15 protein-coding genes and 1 tRNA gene are annotated in these 15,791 nt (G+C 34.9%); 5 read left to right on the top strand and 11 right to left on the bottom strand.

What is annotated here, in order from left to right; all coding sequences use genetic code 11:
* Nucleotides 1-162: 162 nt before the first annotated feature.
* The 7 genes from AC3HD6_RS21735 to AC3HD6_RS21705 form a co-directional block, all read right to left on the bottom strand.
* Nucleotides 163-951 (bottom strand): SDR family oxidoreductase, encoded by a 789-nt coding sequence (locus AC3HD6_RS21735; protein ID WP_488898220.1) that lies wholly within the window; start codon nt 949-951, stop codon nt 163-165.
* An 89-nt stretch (nt 952-1,040) separates the two neighbouring features.
* On the bottom strand, nt 1,041-1,430 hold the full coding sequence (locus tag AC3HD6_RS21730; protein WP_488898219.1) for a RidA family protein: 390 nt from the start codon (nt 1,428-1,430) through the stop codon (nt 1,041-1,043).
* Nucleotides 1,431-1,528: 98 nt separating this feature from the next.
* A complete protein-coding gene (locus tag AC3HD6_RS21725) occupies nt 1,529-2,092 on the bottom strand; it encodes a Crp/Fnr family transcriptional regulator (RefSeq protein ID WP_488898218.1) in 564 nt (187 codons plus the stop codon).
* A 10-nt stretch (nt 2,093-2,102) separates the two neighbouring features.
* A complete protein-coding gene (locus tag AC3HD6_RS21720; RefSeq protein ID WP_488898217.1) occupies nt 2,103-3,098 on the bottom strand; it encodes an SMI1/KNR4 family protein in 996 nt (331 codons plus the stop codon).
* A gap of 38 nt (nt 3,099-3,136) precedes the next feature.
* Complete coding sequence (locus AC3HD6_RS21715) at nt 3,137-3,625, bottom strand: SMI1/KNR4 family protein (protein WP_488898216.1); 489 nt, start codon at nt 3,623-3,625, stop codon at nt 3,137-3,139.
* 2 nt (nt 3,626-3,627) lie between these two features.
* Nucleotides 3,628-4,167: a hypothetical protein gene (locus tag AC3HD6_RS21710; protein ID WP_488898215.1), complete on the bottom strand. Its 540-nt coding sequence runs from the start codon at nt 4,165-4,167 to the stop codon at nt 3,628-3,630.
* A gap of 34 nt (nt 4,168-4,201) precedes the next feature.
* Nucleotides 4,202-4,789 (bottom strand): TlpA family protein disulfide reductase, encoded by a 588-nt coding sequence (locus tag AC3HD6_RS21705; RefSeq protein WP_488898214.1) that lies wholly within the window; start codon nt 4,787-4,789, stop codon nt 4,202-4,204.
* A gap of 439 nt (nt 4,790-5,228) precedes the next feature.
* Between AC3HD6_RS21705 and AC3HD6_RS21700 the strand changes: the two genes are divergently transcribed.
* From AC3HD6_RS21700 to AC3HD6_RS21685, 4 genes are all read left to right on the top strand, one after another.
* The gene (locus tag AC3HD6_RS21700; RefSeq protein ID WP_488898213.1) at nt 5,229-7,562 is read left to right on the top strand and encodes a TonB-dependent receptor; all 2,334 of its coding nucleotides are present in this window, start codon (nt 5,229-5,231) and stop codon (nt 7,560-7,562) included.
* A 3-nt stretch (nt 7,563-7,565) separates the two neighbouring features.
* A complete protein-coding gene (locus tag AC3HD6_RS21695; protein ID WP_488898212.1) occupies nt 7,566-8,369 on the top strand; it encodes a DUF4249 domain-containing protein in 804 nt (267 codons plus the stop codon).
* Nucleotides 8,370-8,542: 173 nt separating this feature from the next.
* On the top strand, nt 8,543-8,941 hold the full coding sequence (locus AC3HD6_RS21690) for a VOC family protein (protein WP_488898211.1): 399 nt from the start codon (nt 8,543-8,545) through the stop codon (nt 8,939-8,941).
* A 187-nt stretch (nt 8,942-9,128) separates the two neighbouring features.
* The gene (locus AC3HD6_RS21685) at nt 9,129-10,727 is read left to right on the top strand and encodes a hypothetical protein (protein ID WP_488898210.1); all 1,599 of its coding nucleotides are present in this window, start codon (nt 9,129-9,131) and stop codon (nt 10,725-10,727) included.
* 428 nt (nt 10,728-11,155) lie between these two features.
* Here AC3HD6_RS21685 and AC3HD6_RS21680 read toward each other — a convergent pair whose 3' ends face one another.
* The 3 genes from AC3HD6_RS21680 to AC3HD6_RS21670 all read right to left on the bottom strand — a co-directional run bounded on the left by AC3HD6_RS21680 (nt 11,156) and on the right by AC3HD6_RS21670 (nt 14,840).
* The gene (locus AC3HD6_RS21680; protein ID WP_488898209.1) at nt 11,156-11,809 is read right to left on the bottom strand and encodes a response regulator; all 654 of its coding nucleotides are present in this window, start codon (nt 11,807-11,809) and stop codon (nt 11,156-11,158) included.
* A complete protein-coding gene (locus AC3HD6_RS21675) occupies nt 11,809-13,413 on the bottom strand; it encodes a sensor histidine kinase (protein ID WP_488898208.1) in 1,605 nt (534 codons plus the stop codon). Before AC3HD6_RS21675 ends, AC3HD6_RS21680 begins: the two co-directional genes overlap by 1 nt.
* 842 nt (nt 13,414-14,255) lie before the next feature.
* Complete coding sequence (locus AC3HD6_RS21670) at nt 14,256-14,840, bottom strand: hypothetical protein (RefSeq protein ID WP_488898207.1); 585 nt, start codon at nt 14,838-14,840, stop codon at nt 14,256-14,258.
* 304 nt (nt 14,841-15,144) lie between these two features.
* On the opposite strand from AC3HD6_RS21670, the gene AC3HD6_RS21665 reads away from it, so the two are divergent.
* Nucleotides 15,145-15,229: transfer RNA gene (locus AC3HD6_RS21665), tRNA-Ser, on the top strand.
* 121 nt (nt 15,230-15,350) lie between these two features.
* Here the strand turns inward: AC3HD6_RS21665 and AC3HD6_RS21660 are convergent.
* On the bottom strand, nt 15,351-15,791 hold a 441-nt coding region (locus tag AC3HD6_RS21660), incomplete at its 5' end, for an ISL3 family transposase (protein WP_488898206.1).

Below are 15,791 nucleotides of genomic sequence, written 5' to 3'. Positions count from 1 at the left end.
TGTGATATTTTTTAAAATTGGCTGGAATCTTGAAGAGGGAGGCTGGAAGTTACTATCAGGTTGAATATTCATGGAGATTATCTTTAGAAAGTTTCAATAGATGAACTATGATTTGTATTTCAACTACTTCCACTCCCAGCCTCCAGCTTCCTTTCTTATATCTTAATACGAATTATTCAACCCACCATCCAAAGGAATACTCGCTCCGGTAAGATAAGAGGCATATTCTGAAGCGAGAAAAGCTACCAGATGACCATATTCTTCCGGTTTTCCGAATCTTTTCATCGGAATTTTATTTTCACGGGCTTTCTTAATCTCATCGGGAGAGGCATTTGTATTTTGAGCCTCATGATTCACTAATTTCTGAATTCGTTCTGTATCAAAATATCCGGTTAAAATATTATTGACTGTAACATTATGCTGCGCTACTTCATTAGATAAGGTTTTTGCCCACGCTGCCACTGCGGAACGTATGGAATTGGAAAGTGCAAGATTCGCAATGGGCTCTTTTACAGAAAGTGAAGAAACATTGATAATGCGGCCATTTTTCTTTTCAATCATATATGGTAAAGCCAGCATAGTAGTTTCACAAACAGTTTTAAAAAGAAGGTCAAAAGCTTTTTGATAATCAGCAACGTTTTTTTCAAGGGCAAGGCCCGGTTCCGGACCATTGGTATTATTCACCAGAATATCTATGGAATGAGTACTAAAATAATCTGTAATAATGTTCTTATAGTTTTCAAAGTTCGAAAAATCAACTACCAGATACTGGTGTTTCTGTTCTGAATTGACTATTGGCATTGAAGCTATACAATCCTTAAGTTTCTCTTCGTTACGGGCCATTAGAGTGACATTAGCGCCGCATTTTGCCAGTTCAATGGCAATTCCTGCACCGATTCCCTGTGTAGCACCTCCTACCAATGCATTTTTTGAAAAAAGTTGAATATTCATACCCATTATATGATTATAAATTAGCTTATATAAAGGTAAGAAAAAACCTCCAAATAGATTGGAGGCTAAGTTTTAAAACGGATCAGGGGTTACTTAACAACCGTGGCTTCCAATTCCACTTTCAAGGTTTCAAATAAGCCATTAACCTCAAGCATAGTGACTGCCTGCTCAATATGATGAGCGGCAATCCATTCCTGAAGAATAGGAAAATAAGGCCATAGCTCCTGAGTTGAAGTAGTATAGATATTTAATCTGACAATTCCCCTGCACTCATAACCAGCTGTTGTAATGACTTCTTCAAGATTGGCTATCGCCTGCTCCAGCTGGCTTTTCATATCTTTATTACTGGAAGTACCATCCGGGTCAATGGCTGCCTGCCCTGAGCAGTATAAAGTACTTTCTGCATTCTTTACTTCTACAGCCTGTGCATAGCTTCTCTCATTCTGCCATTTCCAAGGGTTTATAATTCTTTTTTCCATTGTTGAATTTTGTTAAATGTTACTATGCAAAATTGCAGAATAGGATAACAAAACTCCGTGATCGTCCTCACGATTATGAAGTGACGGAGATCACAGTTCTAGATGGATAAACGACTCAGGGTTTCCCGCGAAACTCCCAGATAAGATGCCAGTAATGATTTTGGGACACGCTGTACCAGAGATGGATATTTTTTCAATAATTGCTCGTAACGTTCTTTTATTCCGGTTGTCATGGTGGAAATAATTCGCTGTTGTGCTGAAATAAATCCCATATAGGCTTTTTCCAGAAAGAAATGCTCCATTTTAGGGTGAATACTGCAGATTTTTCTATAATCCTCAAGCGTAAGACATCGTACTTCTGTATCTTCCAGGCATATCAGTGACATGGTTGCCTTTTTACTTTGATAATAAGCAGGAAAATCTGTTTCCCACCAGTCTTCCATTGCAAATCCTACGATATGCTCTTTTCCTGTACTATCAGTATAAATTAATTTCAAAAGACCTTTCAGGACAAAGTAATTGTAGGGCACAAGCTCTCCTTCCTGTATTAAGAACTGATGTTTTTTGTATTTTTTATAGGTAAAACAGGAGGATATATATTCAAATTCTTCATCATTAAGAGGAAGTATTTTTTCGATATGGGTTCTTAACTGATCCGGCATACTCTATTGTTTATGACTCCGAAAATTCTGTATAATTAAAACTTCTGTTCAAATGTTCAGAAGCGATCTCTTTATTTAAAATTTCTTCTACCTCATCGAATGTCACTAATCCTTCTGTTTCAAATGAGCCGCCATTTGGAATTTTATAGGTATATTCAAAGATATCCCTTGTGTAAATGGTATTCAGGATTTCTACCTGTTTTGCTGTAAGATAAGGTTCATGTGTTTTCAACTGATTGAAGAGATTCTGCTTCAGATCATCTTCTTCCTCTTCATAAAACATGGAATCTTCATCTATTTCTGTTACTGATTCCAAAAGTTGACGAAAGATAAAATCCTGAAAATTTCCGGCTAATACTTCTGCTTCCTCTTCATCATGAGGAATAAGCGTCACAGGAACTTTCCCATTCTTCTGCAAATCAAACTGAAAAACATACAGATCTCCGGCTCCATTCTGTGCAAATGGAATAAATTGATAATCTGAATGGATATTTCTGTAATCTTCTTCATCAGACATTTCATCAATAGAGGTTTCAATAAGTTCCTGATCATTCCAGATTTCAATGTCAAATCCAAATAAAAGTAAGGGCGGATTTTCTTTTAGCTTCGGAAAAGTATCATAATACCAGTTGGATCCGGATACGCCCCAATCCAGCATATTATTTTCAGCTAATCGTCTGTAGATTTCAGGGTATTGAATATTATATTTTTGTTCTAATTCTGTTAAATTCATTGTTTTTTTTATAATTTGATTTGATTTTTTTACATTATCCCAACATATGGCACATACAATTTTGTAATCGCAATCCAAAGACCATTGGTCCTGTTCTTCGTCAGTCCTGGTTTTGCTAAGTTTTTTTTCACATTCATTGCACCAAGCCATACCTTCCTGCTCATATTCGTGAAAACCTACCGGGTCATTACTACCTCCAAGAAGGTGTCTGCATATTAATTTCAAATTCTGCTGCCCGTGCTGATCACAGTAAACATGTTGTAATTCTTCCACTTTCTTATATATTGGTAGAGTTTCTGGTAATTTATACACTACATTGTAAAAGGATAATTTTCTCCTAGCTCCGGATGAATAATATTCAGTACTTCATAAAAGCTTTGTCTGACAGATTCCGAAATATCGCCATACTCATCAAAATACAAATCTAATTTCCGGATAACAAATGCCATCTGCAGCCACTTTTCAAAACTAATACTCATAGATTTTAATCTTTCATCATAATCATGGTCATAGAAGAAAACAACTCCGTTTCTATCCAAAAACCATCGGTCTCCCTGTCCATTTCCAGCAAAACACCAGTAATCCGGTAGTACAAATTCTTTATTTTCATTCACTGCTTCCACAGCATTATATAGAATAGCTTCTGATGCTATCTCTATTGTTTTTATTTGAGTAACTAAGCTTTTATAATATTCCGGTAAAGGAAAATCAACAGTTTTTGGAAAATTATGTATATCTCCTTTTTCTTTTAAAACCTCTGCTTCTATTTCTTCGATGGGTAGTATTTTAAATGAAATCATTGTTAAGCTTTATTCTGAGTCTGCAATTTACATTCAATAGCAAGATTATACTTTTTCACAAGCTCTACAAAAGCCTGAGTTACCAATTTAACACCTTTATTTTCATCATGAACAGCATATTTCACATCCAATAAAAGAGGATCTTCAAATGTAAGCCCCATTCCTTCAAAGTCTTTTACAATAGGAGCCGTTTTCAGGAATAATGCTGCATAAACAGGGATCAATTGCCCTTTCAGCAGACACGGAATAAACTCAATCTCATTCTGAAGTTCATTTTTTAAAGCTATAACTGCCTTCTCAGAGAATAAATCACCTACACCGCCGGTATAACAGGTATAAATATCATAGTCCTTTAAAAAGTCATTCAGATTCAGGGAATATTCTTGGGTAAATTCTTCTTTGATAGGAATAACATTATTTTTGATCGGGATTTCCCGACATTCAGGAAGTTGAAATTTATCAAAAATATTTCCATGTTTATCTATTACTGAGAAATAATAATCTTCTTTAGGATGAAAGGAAAGCAAGGTGTACAAATTCATCTTTCTAATTGCTCAAAGTGTCTATTGTCTTATTTTATTTCAGTAATCCATCAATTTGTTCATAAAAAGAAGTTGTACTATAATCAGCAACTCCGGTATGATGAAGCCGGATTATTCCTTTTTTATCCAATACTACAGTAGTAGGCAGTGAACCGTTATAAAGTTCTCCAGGAATGCTGCCCGCTGGAGTTATAAAAGGAACTGTAAACCCTTTTTCTTTTAAATAGGTTTTTCCCAAATTCGGATTATCATCAAGATTTACAGTAAGGAATACCATATTAGAATGATTTTTATATTTGCCGTATAGCTCTTCAATCGATGGAAATTCGGCACGGCACGGAGGGCACCATGAAGCCCAGAAATTGATAAAAACTACTTTATCTTTCAGATGAGAGGGATCAATAAGAGTTCCATCTTCATCTTTTAACATCAAACCTGTATAAGCAACTGTATTGCTCAGATTCTCCTTAGATTCGGAAATTCTGGAATTGAGAATTCCTGTGGATGCTACCTGTCTCATCAGCCAAGCCTTCGCATCCGGGTTAATCAAGATGATTATGAACACCACTGTTAATAATATAGTGGAAAGGTTACCCATGATCCACTTTTTAAGATTTCCCATACTCTTTAATCGTTCTTCACAGCCAAGATAAGTTTAAAATTTGGATTAAGGAGGTTTAAAAAAGGAAAAAAATTATACTTCTGGTCCATCATCTGAACCATTCAAAGTTAAAAAATTAAACGATTACGACTATTTTTTAATAAAAAATTAAATAAGGAAGTAAAAAAACATCAATTCATTCACTTGCCGTTTTCCCCATCATAATTCATTTTTCATTCAATAAAAACACAACACTTTAAAAATCAATCAATTTCCAATACTAAATTCTCTTAATTTTTAGTATTAACATTTCCGAAAATACTTATTAACAATAGAAAAAACATCTTTTTTCAAGAATAGAAGCCTTTTGCATGTAACTAATTCCTTATTCCGTCAACTAATCATCAGGAAACGATAAATAAGTTACTATAGAAAAGGTTTACTACTTTAAAAAAAACTAATGCAAACATCTTTTTTAAAAATTACTGCAGCCACTGCTGCACTCTGTTTCAGCACTGTGATGATGGCCCAACAGCAAACCCACTCCATAAGCGGAACAGTAAAGGATAAAAAAAGCGGCGAATTGCTGATAGGTGTAACGGTAAAAGTAAGCGATAATCCTTCGATTAACGTTGTAGCCAATGAATATGGCTTCTATTCCCTATCGCTTCCTGAAGGAGATCATACCATTATAATTTCTTATCCAGGCTATACAGATTTTGAACAACAGATTAAAGTTGATCAGAATATGAAGCTGGATCTTCTTCTCAATCCGGAAGAGCAAAGATCCAATACGATTGATGAAGTCGTTGTTTCCGGAGTTAAAAAGGATAAAAATCTTTCAAGTGCCCAGATGGGAACTGAAACATTAAATATCAAAAATATAGAGAAACTTCCTGTTCTATTTGGGGAAAAAGACGTTATGAAAACCATACAGCTTCTGCCGGGGATTAAAAGCAACGGTGAAGGAAGCAGCGGATTCAGTGTACGAGGAGGGGCCACAGATCAAAATCTGATCCTTCTGGATGAAGCTCCGGTGTATAACGCTTCGCATTTGCTTGGTTTTTTCAGTACATTCAATAGCGACGCTCTGAAGGATGCCAGCATTATCAAAGGAAATAGTCCGGCTCAGTATGGTGGACGTCTTTCTTCTGTAATGGACGTGAAAATGAAGGACGGAAACAACAAGAATTATAATATCAACGGTGGAATCGGGCTGATTAGCAGTAGGCTGAGTGTAGAAGGACCGCTTCAGAAGGAAAAGTCTTCTTTTATCGTATCAGGAAGAAGAACATATGCTGATTTATTCCTCAAATCTTCTAAAGATTACAAAGACAACAAATTATATTTTTATGATCTTAACCTGAAAGCTAATTATCAGATCAATGAAAATAACCGACTCTATATTTCAGGATATTTCGGAAGAGATGTATTAGGATTAGGAGATACATTCAATACCGATTGGGGAAATACTACTGCAACATTACGATGGAACAGTATTATCAACAGTAAATTGTTCTCCAATACGTCCCTTATCTACAGCAATTATGATTATAAAATCAGTCTGAAAAATAATGAAAGTGAGTTCAATTTAAACTCAAAGATACAGGACTGGAATCTTAAACAGGATTTCACCTGGTTTGCAGGAAACAAGCATTCTGTACGTTTTGGCCTGCAATCTATCTATCATACGCTGACCCCAAGCAGTGCATCAGGAACCATTGTTAACTCTTTCTCAAGAAACCCCAGATATTCATGGGAAAACGCAGTGTATATTAATGATGATTTTAAAGCAACAGAAAAGCTGACCATTAATTATGGGATGAGACTTTCCTTATTCAGTGTATTGGGTGGAGATACTTTCAACTCTTATGAAAACGGCGTTCTTACAGGAAGCCAGTATTTAGAAAAAGGAAAATTCGGAAAAACGTACACCAACCTTGAACCCCGAATTACGGCGAACTACCGAATCAATGAAGTGAGCAGTGTGAAAGGAGGTTATTCCAGAAATACCCAGAACCTTCACCTTTTAAGCAACAGCAGCAGCGGAAACCCAACAGACCAGTGGATTGGAAGCAGCTATTCAGTGAAGCCTGAAATTGCAGATCAGATCAGTGTGGGCTACAGCAGAAATTTCAATAACAACAATTATGAGGTGAATGCTGAAATCTATTACAAATCTATGCAAAATCAGATCGATTTCAAAAATGGGGCTCAGATTGGCTTCAGCACTGCGGCGGATGTTGAAAGCGAACTGCTATTTGGTAAAGGAAGAGCTTATGGGCTGGAACTTATCGCCAAAAAGAAAAGCGGAAAGCTGACAGGCTGGATTTCCTATACTTTATCTAAAACTGAGAGAAAGATTGATGGAATCAATGATAATCAATGGTACAATGCTAGAATGGACAAAACCCATGATCTTTCTGTAGTGGCCACTTACCAACTTAATTCAAAATGGACCCTATCCGGACTCTTCCTTTACAGTACAGGAAATGCAGTAACCTTCCCTGTTGGAAAATATGAACTGAACGGACAAACGATATTCCAATACAACAGCAGAAATGCTGACAGAATGCCTGCTTATCACAGAATGGATCTTAGTGCCACTTACGAACCGGAATCAAATAAACGCTTCCGCGGATCTTGGACATTCGGAATTTATAACCTGTATGGCCGTGAAAATGCCTATACTATCAATTTCGAGGACAATCCGAATAATCCGGGAACAACCCGTGCCATGCAAACTTCCCTATTCCGCTGGGTTCCTAACATCACTTACAATTTCAAATTTTAAATCATGAAAAAAGCATTCTTTATCATATTATCTGCATTTGCATTAACGTCTTGTGAAAAAGAGATAGACCTGGATCTAACCGACCAAAGCGGAAACATTGTCATTGAAGGAAATGTTACAGATAAAAACGGTGTATATATCGTAAAAATAACCAAATCTGTTGGTTTTGCCCAGCCTAATCAATATCCGGCTGTTACTGGTGCCCAGGTTATTTTAAGTGATAATACGGGACAAACAGAAACACTGGAATATTCAGGAGGAGGAGAATATAAAACAAGCACTTTTATTGGTGTACCCGGAAGAACTTATACCCTTAAGGTTTTGGCAGAAGGAAAGCAATACACCGCTCAAAGTACTATGCCTGAAGCTGTAGAACTGGAAGGTCTTGTACAGGATTCTTTTATGTTTGGGAGTAAAAAAACATACACTCTCCTGCCTGTTTTTACAGACCCTGCAGAATTGGGTAACCGCTATCTATTCAGTTTTACCGTCAATAATTTGTCTAAAAAGTATATCAGTGTGCTTTCTGACAATTTAAACAATGGATTACCCAATCAATGGACTTTGGGACTTCCGAATGATGATAATAAAGGGAGAGATCACGAAGTAGTGGTTGGCGATGTTATTCATGTTGAGATGCAGTCCATCGACACTAATATATTTACCTATTACAGTGCCCTTCTTAAAATCTCGGAAGGATATGGCGGCAGTGTTACCCCTGCTAATCCACCAAGTAATATCAGCAATGGAGCGTTGGGCTATTTCTCTGCACATACTGTAAGAACGATGGTTACACAGATTCAGTAAACTATCTATACATTATAAATAAAAAGCGGTTATTCCAGTATCTTGGAATAACCGCTTTCTCTTGTATTGAGTGATCAACTTAAATTTTACCTGGTATTTTTAAAAATCCTACTGACATCCTGTTGTCATAGTCTGCTCTTAATTTTGTATCAAATTATATTAAATACAAGATTATGAAATTAACGTCGTTAAGAATCATCACCAACAACATCAAACAATTGGTTCAGTTTTATGAAAAAGCAATGGGACTAACAGCCAAATGGTACACTGAAGATTTTGCTGAATTGACCACAAATTCCATTACCATAGCCATTGGAAGCACACTTACTATGAAAATGTTTGCTAATACACACCTTACAGAATCCAAAGGACCCACCCGTACGATTATCGAATTTTTAGTCGCTGATGTGGATACTGAATATGAAAAAATCAAAACCCTTACAGATCATATTATACAGGAACCTACCACAATGCCATGGGGCAACCGCTCTCTCTTGTTCTTTGATCCGGATGGAAATCTGATTAACTTCTTTACACCTGTAAGTCCGGAAGCGATTCAAAAGTTTAGTTAAAGATGGAAGATAGAGGATGGAAGCTACTTTTAGTCACCTAATCGATTACTGTCTATTGTAATACTTACTTGGCAAGTTAGTATTCTTTAATATTTTCCGGCTTTCTTCTCCCTTAAAGGAAGTATTATCATTGGTTTTACTTTTCAGGTTACACAATTTTTCGTAAGTTAGGGTTTCAAACCAATACATGAAATATATTCTTCAGGCATTTTTTGCCCTTTTGCTACTGCAATCCTGTCAGTCAGATGAGCTTAAAATAAGTTTTAAAACTATAGAAATCAATATTCAGGGAACCTTAGGTCCTGCCATAAAAAACCACTCAAAGTATTACTGTTATTTTGAAAAAGATAATCCGTTTGATGACAGTACGATTGTCAATTTTTATATTCTTGATGAGAATGGAAAAATACTGGCCAATATACCTCCACCTCCTATTCAATTTTCAGATTATAATCTAACGGTAAGAAATGATTCTGTTTTTACCAACAGCTACAAAAAATATGATTCCTTTTATCTTGATGAGAAAAAAAAGAAATGGATAAGAAATTCAAATACATTAGATATTATTTTTAAAGACCAAAATTATACAGTATTCAACGAAAGTTCAGGAGATTGCTGTTATAATACATGGTTTAGGGATAATACAACCGGAAAAAAATATTCAGTATTGACCAAAAATGCCGTTGTTAACAAACTGAAAAATGCTTACTATCTTACGTCCCCAGACACAGTTTTAAAAATCAAAGACCCAAAAAAATTGGGAGATAGCGTCAAAAATGTTAACAACAATCCAAATCCCGGAATAGAGATTCTATATAAAGACGAATTTCCTAATTTATTTAAATTCTCACTAGCAACCTCCTTTGTAGTGAAACAAAACCTCTATCATGTGTATTCTGAGTATGGTACCACTAAAATTGCTGTTTTGAAAGATAATAACTGGAACGATGTTTTTGAAATTAAAGATGAGATACGTCCTTTTCAACCACATTATTTTAAAACCGGATATCCAGATTTTGCCGGATACCAAGATGATTTTGGCTTTTACCGTTCATACTACGCAAAGATGAACTATTTCCCTGGTAACGAATATCAGACCATTCGGTTCTCTACCGGTGATCCTAATCGCTCAGGAATTATTGAGATTGATAAAAACAAGCTCAATCTGATTACTTTCAAAAATAAATACCGCGAGCCTATTCTTGGTGAGCCGTACACAAAATCATGGGTTGAAAAGAACTTCATGGATTTCTATCACCATTTTAATACTTTATCTCTCCAGCAGATCGATCGTATTGAACAAAAGGAAAATGCATTGAATCTTTCCCAATATGCAGTATGTAACGATTTTTTCCGTGAACCTGGATCATGTGAATTATGCAGATCATGCGAACCATGCAAGGAGATCCCCAAAATTTATGAAAAAATAGAGCGTAAATATATCCATCTAGTAACCACCTATTTTCATGCTCCTGATAATAAATCACTGAAGCTTATTGAGTTCAGATGGAAAAAACAATCCACGGCAAGTATTACGAGTAAGGAAGATTTCGACACCTTGACATCTCTGAAAACAGGAAAAATATTTATTGCTAAGTTCGATTGGCTTTATACCTTTTTGAAACAGAAATTAGGAGAACCTACCTCTGAAAAAACAAACAAAACCCAATGGGAAACTGAAAACCAGACGGTTGAACTTGCTTACATGGAATCCGGCATTACGCTTACACTGTATAAAAAAACAAAAATAATTAACTTTTTATTTCCTGAGAACAAGAGAAAATAAAATTGTATATATTGCAAAAAAAGGAGGCTTTATTGCCTCCCTTTTCTTTTGTACTAGTACCACACCTTGGATTTCTTTATAGTAATTTGTGTTTTTTTCTTATCATTTGGTTTTTCAAGAAATCCACGTTTAAGGTCATTCATACGCTTCTATATTAATCTCATCACTTGTTAATTCCTTTTCATCACTTGTGTTTTATATAACTATAGTTTATTATTTTTACAGTTATCTCATTTACCTGTTTGTTATGAAGTGAAAAAACTAAAAAAAGCAATTGCATTTCATTTGGTAAATTTTATACTACAAAGTAACGACATCGAAGGATAATATCATCTATAAACCCCATCGATACATATCTGATATGGTATAGATATTTATCGATAAAATAAGGTGAGCATTGAAGAAGTGTAGAATAGGACTAGGAAAATCTATATTTTATGATGGGTCTTGATCAGATCAATCAGTTCTACAATATTTTCTATTTTCAGCTTTTCAAAGATATTTTTTTTGATTGTACTTACTGTATTTTGCTTTATATTTAAATTATTCGCAATTTCCAGGTTTCCAAATCCATCTGCATACAGCTCTGCAATCTGCAATTCTCTTTTAGTTAAACTGCTCAGTGGGCTTATTACCTTAGGATCGTAAATAAACTGGACCAATAAATTCCTTGTAAGATCAGAAAAGTATTCTCCTTTTTCGATAAACTGAGTGACTGCATCTCTCACCTCATCCTCTTCACTCAGTTTGCTCAGATACCCATTGGCTCCGGCTTTTATAAATTTAAGCGCATACAGATCTTCTTCAAGTCCTGTAAAAATAAGGATCTTGATATCCGGGTTTACGCTTTTCATTTGTGGTAAAATGTGCAGGCTGTTTCCTTCGGGAAAATGGGCATCAATAATAGCCATTTCAACTCCTTTAGTCTCTATAAGTTCTACCGCCTGTTGTAAGGACGATGTATGATATACTTTAGCATTGGGAGCAATATCACTAATAACGATCTCCATTCCTTGTCTTACAATACTATGATCATCAGCTAAGAGGAATACAATCTCTCTGTTTTCAATTGGCATTTCCATTATTTATTATTGATATTTAAGTTGATTTTGAACGTCACCTGTGTTCCTTTATGCAGCTTACTGGAAACTGAAATTTCACCATCAAATAATTCTACAATTTCCTTCACAAGATTTAATCCCAATCCTACTCCAAGATTATCTACCTCATCTGAAACAGTTCCTTGGTAATAAGGATCAAAAATCTTTTTCAGATCCGATTCCGAAATTCCAACTCCGGTATCTCCTACCGTTGTAATCATAGTGATTTTATCATTTCCTAACGGCTCTATTGTCATGACAAGATCAATCTTCCCGTTTTCCGTATACTTATTGGCATTCCCCAGAATATTCATAAAAATCTGGTTAATTCTAATATTATCGGAAAATACAACTACTCCTTCAGGAATTCTGTCTGTTACCGCAAATTTATTGTTTCGGGTTTCCAGATAAGGGGAAATCACTTTTACAATAGAACCGATTTCTTCCTTAAGATTAAAAACAGATTTTATCAGTTTCTTTTCAGCATCCTGATTCTTGGTATATTCCAGAATCTGATTAGATTGCAGAAGCAGGGTACTGTTGGTAAATTTAATTGATTTCAGATAGTCTTTAATCGTCTCATCACCTGTGGTTCTATAAATTTTATCAATAAAAATATTAATAATCTTCAACGGAGATCTTAAATCGTGGCTCAGCATTCCCAAAATCCTGTTCTTGAAATTCAGGTTATTCTTAATTTCTTTATTCGCAGCATTCAGTTTTCTTTCGTAGATGAAAGCCACTCTTGTAAAGTACATAATTAAGATAGACACAATGAACATTAAGACCATGAGCCCGAGAACAAGATATCTTCTTATTTTATTATTGTCAGAACTTTGTTTAGTATATTCTTTTTCAAGTTCAGATTTGAAATCTTTAATAGCATTTTCGTATACATCAATCAATCCGTTACTGTATACCAACAGTTTACTGAAATTGCTGTAAAACTGCATGTTTTCACGCTGATTTTTGATTGCAAACTGCTGCGCTTTCTTTACTTCAGCAGCATAATGCTTATCCATAGACTTCAAAGCTTTATTCATTTCAGTCTTTACATTGGAAATGTCTATAGTCTTATTATTTGTTAAAGTAATGACTGTGCTTTCTTTCTGAACATTTACCTTTCCTGTGATGGCATCCTTCAAACGCCCCATGAATCCCTTCTTCTTGATCGTATCAGCATAAGTACGGGTTTGCACGTTGAAATTCTCAAAGTCATTCTTATACTTGGCAGGCTCATAGGTCTGATCTTCGATCTTCGTAGGCGGCTTCAAGGAGGTTTCATATACGGAATCTATAAGGTTTTTCAGTTTGGACACCTTCATGGTATCCAATTTCTTCTGAGCCAGGGTATTTTTTAGTCTTGGGCTTGTATTTTCATACTCCCCGATCTTATCAAAATTCTTTTTCAGTTTTCTCAAGGACTCAAAATAAAGCTGCAGATCCTTATTGTCCTGGCTTACCATGTATCTTTGAAGGTGCTCCTGTGCATCCAGGAAATCCTTTCTTGAATTATCCGTCAGTCCTCCCAGTGCTCTGCTTTCCTCCAGCTGCGTTTTAATAAACTGCAGTTTTTTTTCGTTCACAAACTCATTGTAAAAAAATACACCTATAATTACCTGTATCAACAAGATACATATAATCAACGAGTAATGAACAACCTTCCTCAATTTAAAATTTAAGAATTTATATTTCATATCTACTGCCAGGTAAATTAATCTTCTGTTTTCCCTAAGTCTCTTTTATTAGTCTTAAACAATATAATATTATTAATAAAAAATCAATAATCACCCATATATTGTTCAATTGGCAAAGTTAAATTAATTTTTGTCTACTTAATAATATAAATTTTCTGATAAAAGCAGGCAAATTCAAGTCTAATTTACATTAAAAAGCCTATAAAACCTAAGCTTTTCACTAATGTAAATCTCTTTTTTTAGAATAGCTGTAAAAAAATGACCCCTACCAAAAATATTTTAATATCTGTTTTTATAGGGATTGGGATGTGTAAATTTCTGACAGGATTATTTATAATTAATTATTTGCAACAGATTTTAAACTTTAGACCATCATTTCTCCACCTAATCCTAGTTTGGAAAACAGCTCTTACTGGTTTCTATTATTCCTCAATCCGCTTCAGAAAAATAGCCAGTGTATTCTTACTATATTGTTCAACTCTTTCGATATGCTGTTTCTATATACGTCATTACGGTTGATTCTGTCTGTTTTGAATGCAAAAGCAGTCAAGAAAATCACACCAATGGCTGCTTAAAAAATTCCCGGTTCATGATTACAATATTACTAATTGTTTTTGTTTTGATGAGGCAGAGCTATTACAACGGCATTATTTGTAATTTACGGAGTAATACCCATAAAAAACTCTGACTTATTTTTATAAATCAGAGCTCAATTTTACTGTAGAATGAATTTACAAACTTACATTATCTATAAGTTTTTTTAGTTCATCAAGCGAAATATTATTTCCTGAAGCCACTACTCCGTATCTGTTACCTTCCAGATACTGAATACTGGTCATTTTATCACTTTCATACATACTGTGGTCAAAGTAAACGAACCAGCCTTTATAACTTTTAATATTTGTTTTATCTCCCGGTTCCTCCACCGCTCTTAATTCCAGATAGCTTAAAAGACTCCCTTTAACTGCTTCAGCTCCTGCACCAGCGCCATCTGTTACCATTAAATAAACATTCTGAGATCCTTTTGCATAGTTTGCAGTAGCATACGATCCCGTTTCTTTATCTTCAAAAGCGTTAACATCCGTAAGCTTAAACCCGTTAATTTCTTTTTTAAATTTACTTTTAAAATCATTGGAGCTCATAGGTTTCAATTTCTTGAGTTCTTTAGCCAGATTCTCAACTTTTATTGAATCAGAATCATTCTGCAGAGTTCCTATAGTGGTTACCAAAGGCTGATGAGCAAAAACAACATGTGATCCCAAAGTAAATGTTAAGGCAGCTCCTAAAATACCTGCTCCCAGATAAGATAATTTCATAAATAATTAATTTTTTTAATTTCACAGACATTGCAAAAAATACACCAAATAAAAATTTGAAGATCAATTTCTATTTATCATCACTTTTTTCTCTAAAAACGCATAACCATTTCACTCAAAAGCACTATAAACAGGAGAAAACAAGGGCAACTTTTAATCATTCAGCAAGGACCAATAAAAATAATCCATCTGATTTTTAGCCCCTTATTAAGTTTTGTTAAAATTTCTATAGAAAAAGTTTTGCAGGAATTAAAAATCGTTCTATATTTGCACCACTGAAAACAACGATACTATCGGAGTTTAAGGAGAGTTGGCAGAGTGGTCGATTGCGGCAGTCTTGAAAACTGTTGACTGTAACAGGTCCGGGGGTTCGAATCCCTCACTCTCCGCAAAACAAATAAAAACCTACTGAATACCAGTAGGTTTTTTTTTATAAATGTTGCTGAAATCATTTAATTAAAGAATTGATAATCACAACTAACATTGGATCAAGCACAAAATCTGGGGGGGCTAAGCAAAAAGTTTGGTTAATCTGAAGATAAAGAAAGTTTTGTCTTTTACCCCTCTAAGCTGTAATCTAAAGTTTTTAATCTTGGCATTAAAGGATTCAGCAGAAGCATTCGTACTTCTTGCATTCGTACTTCTTTTATCGAAGAAGTTTAAAATATCTCTGTAATGATTCATTATTGTTTTTCTTAATGTAGAAAACGATTTAAATCCTGCCTCTTCGACGTTTTTAAACCAATGCGCCAACTTGGTCATCGCAATAGATTTTGAAATATTCTGATTATAAATTTTTCTAAGTTTATCAGTTAGCTGATAAGCTTGTTCCAAGTCAGGATATTCAGTAAAAAGGATGCAGGCTCTCTGTCTTTGGGATAGAGTCCATTTTTCCCGGCTCTTATAAAGCAGGTATCTGCTTCTTGCCAGAAGTTGTTTCCGGGTATCTCC

The organism is Chryseobacterium sp. II3a (genome assembly GCF_057815135.1).
The sequence above is the reverse complement of the archived record's forward strand: the minus strand, read 5'-3'. Positions and strand labels throughout refer to the sequence as shown.

Coding starts and splice junctions, on each gene's coding strand:
- AC3HD6_RS21735 (WP_488898220.1), bottom strand. CDS start 951: ATGAATATTCAACTTTTTTCAAAAAATGCATTGGTAGGAGGTGCTACA.
- AC3HD6_RS21730 (WP_488898219.1), bottom strand. CDS start 1,430: ATGGAAAAAAGAATTATAAACCCTTGGAAATGGCAGAATGAGAGAAGC.
- AC3HD6_RS21725 (WP_488898218.1), bottom strand. CDS start 2,092: ATGCCGGATCAGTTAAGAACCCATATCGAAAAAATACTTCCTCTTAAT.
- AC3HD6_RS21715 (WP_488898216.1), bottom strand. CDS start 3,625: ATGATTTCATTTAAAATACTACCCATCGAAGAAATAGAAGCAGAGGTT.
- AC3HD6_RS21710 (WP_488898215.1), bottom strand. CDS start 4,167: ATGAATTTGTACACCTTGCTTTCCTTTCATCCTAAAGAAGATTATTAT.
- AC3HD6_RS21705 (WP_488898214.1), bottom strand. CDS start 4,789: ATGGGAAATCTTAAAAAGTGGATCATGGGTAACCTTTCCACTATATTA.
- AC3HD6_RS21700 (WP_488898213.1), top strand. CDS start 5,229: ATGCAAACATCTTTTTTAAAAATTACTGCAGCCACTGCTGCACTCTGT.
- AC3HD6_RS21695 (WP_488898212.1), top strand. CDS start 7,566: ATGAAAAAAGCATTCTTTATCATATTATCTGCATTTGCATTAACGTCT.
- AC3HD6_RS21690 (WP_488898211.1), top strand. CDS start 8,543: ATGAAATTAACGTCGTTAAGAATCATCACCAACAACATCAAACAATTG.
- AC3HD6_RS21685 (WP_488898210.1), top strand. CDS start 9,129: ATGAAATATATTCTTCAGGCATTTTTTGCCCTTTTGCTACTGCAATCC.
- AC3HD6_RS21680 (WP_488898209.1), bottom strand. CDS start 11,809: ATGGAAATGCCAATTGAAAACAGAGAGATTGTATTCCTCTTAGCTGAT.
- AC3HD6_RS21670 (WP_488898207.1), bottom strand. CDS start 14,840: ATGAAATTATCTTATCTGGGAGCAGGTATTTTAGGAGCTGCCTTAACA.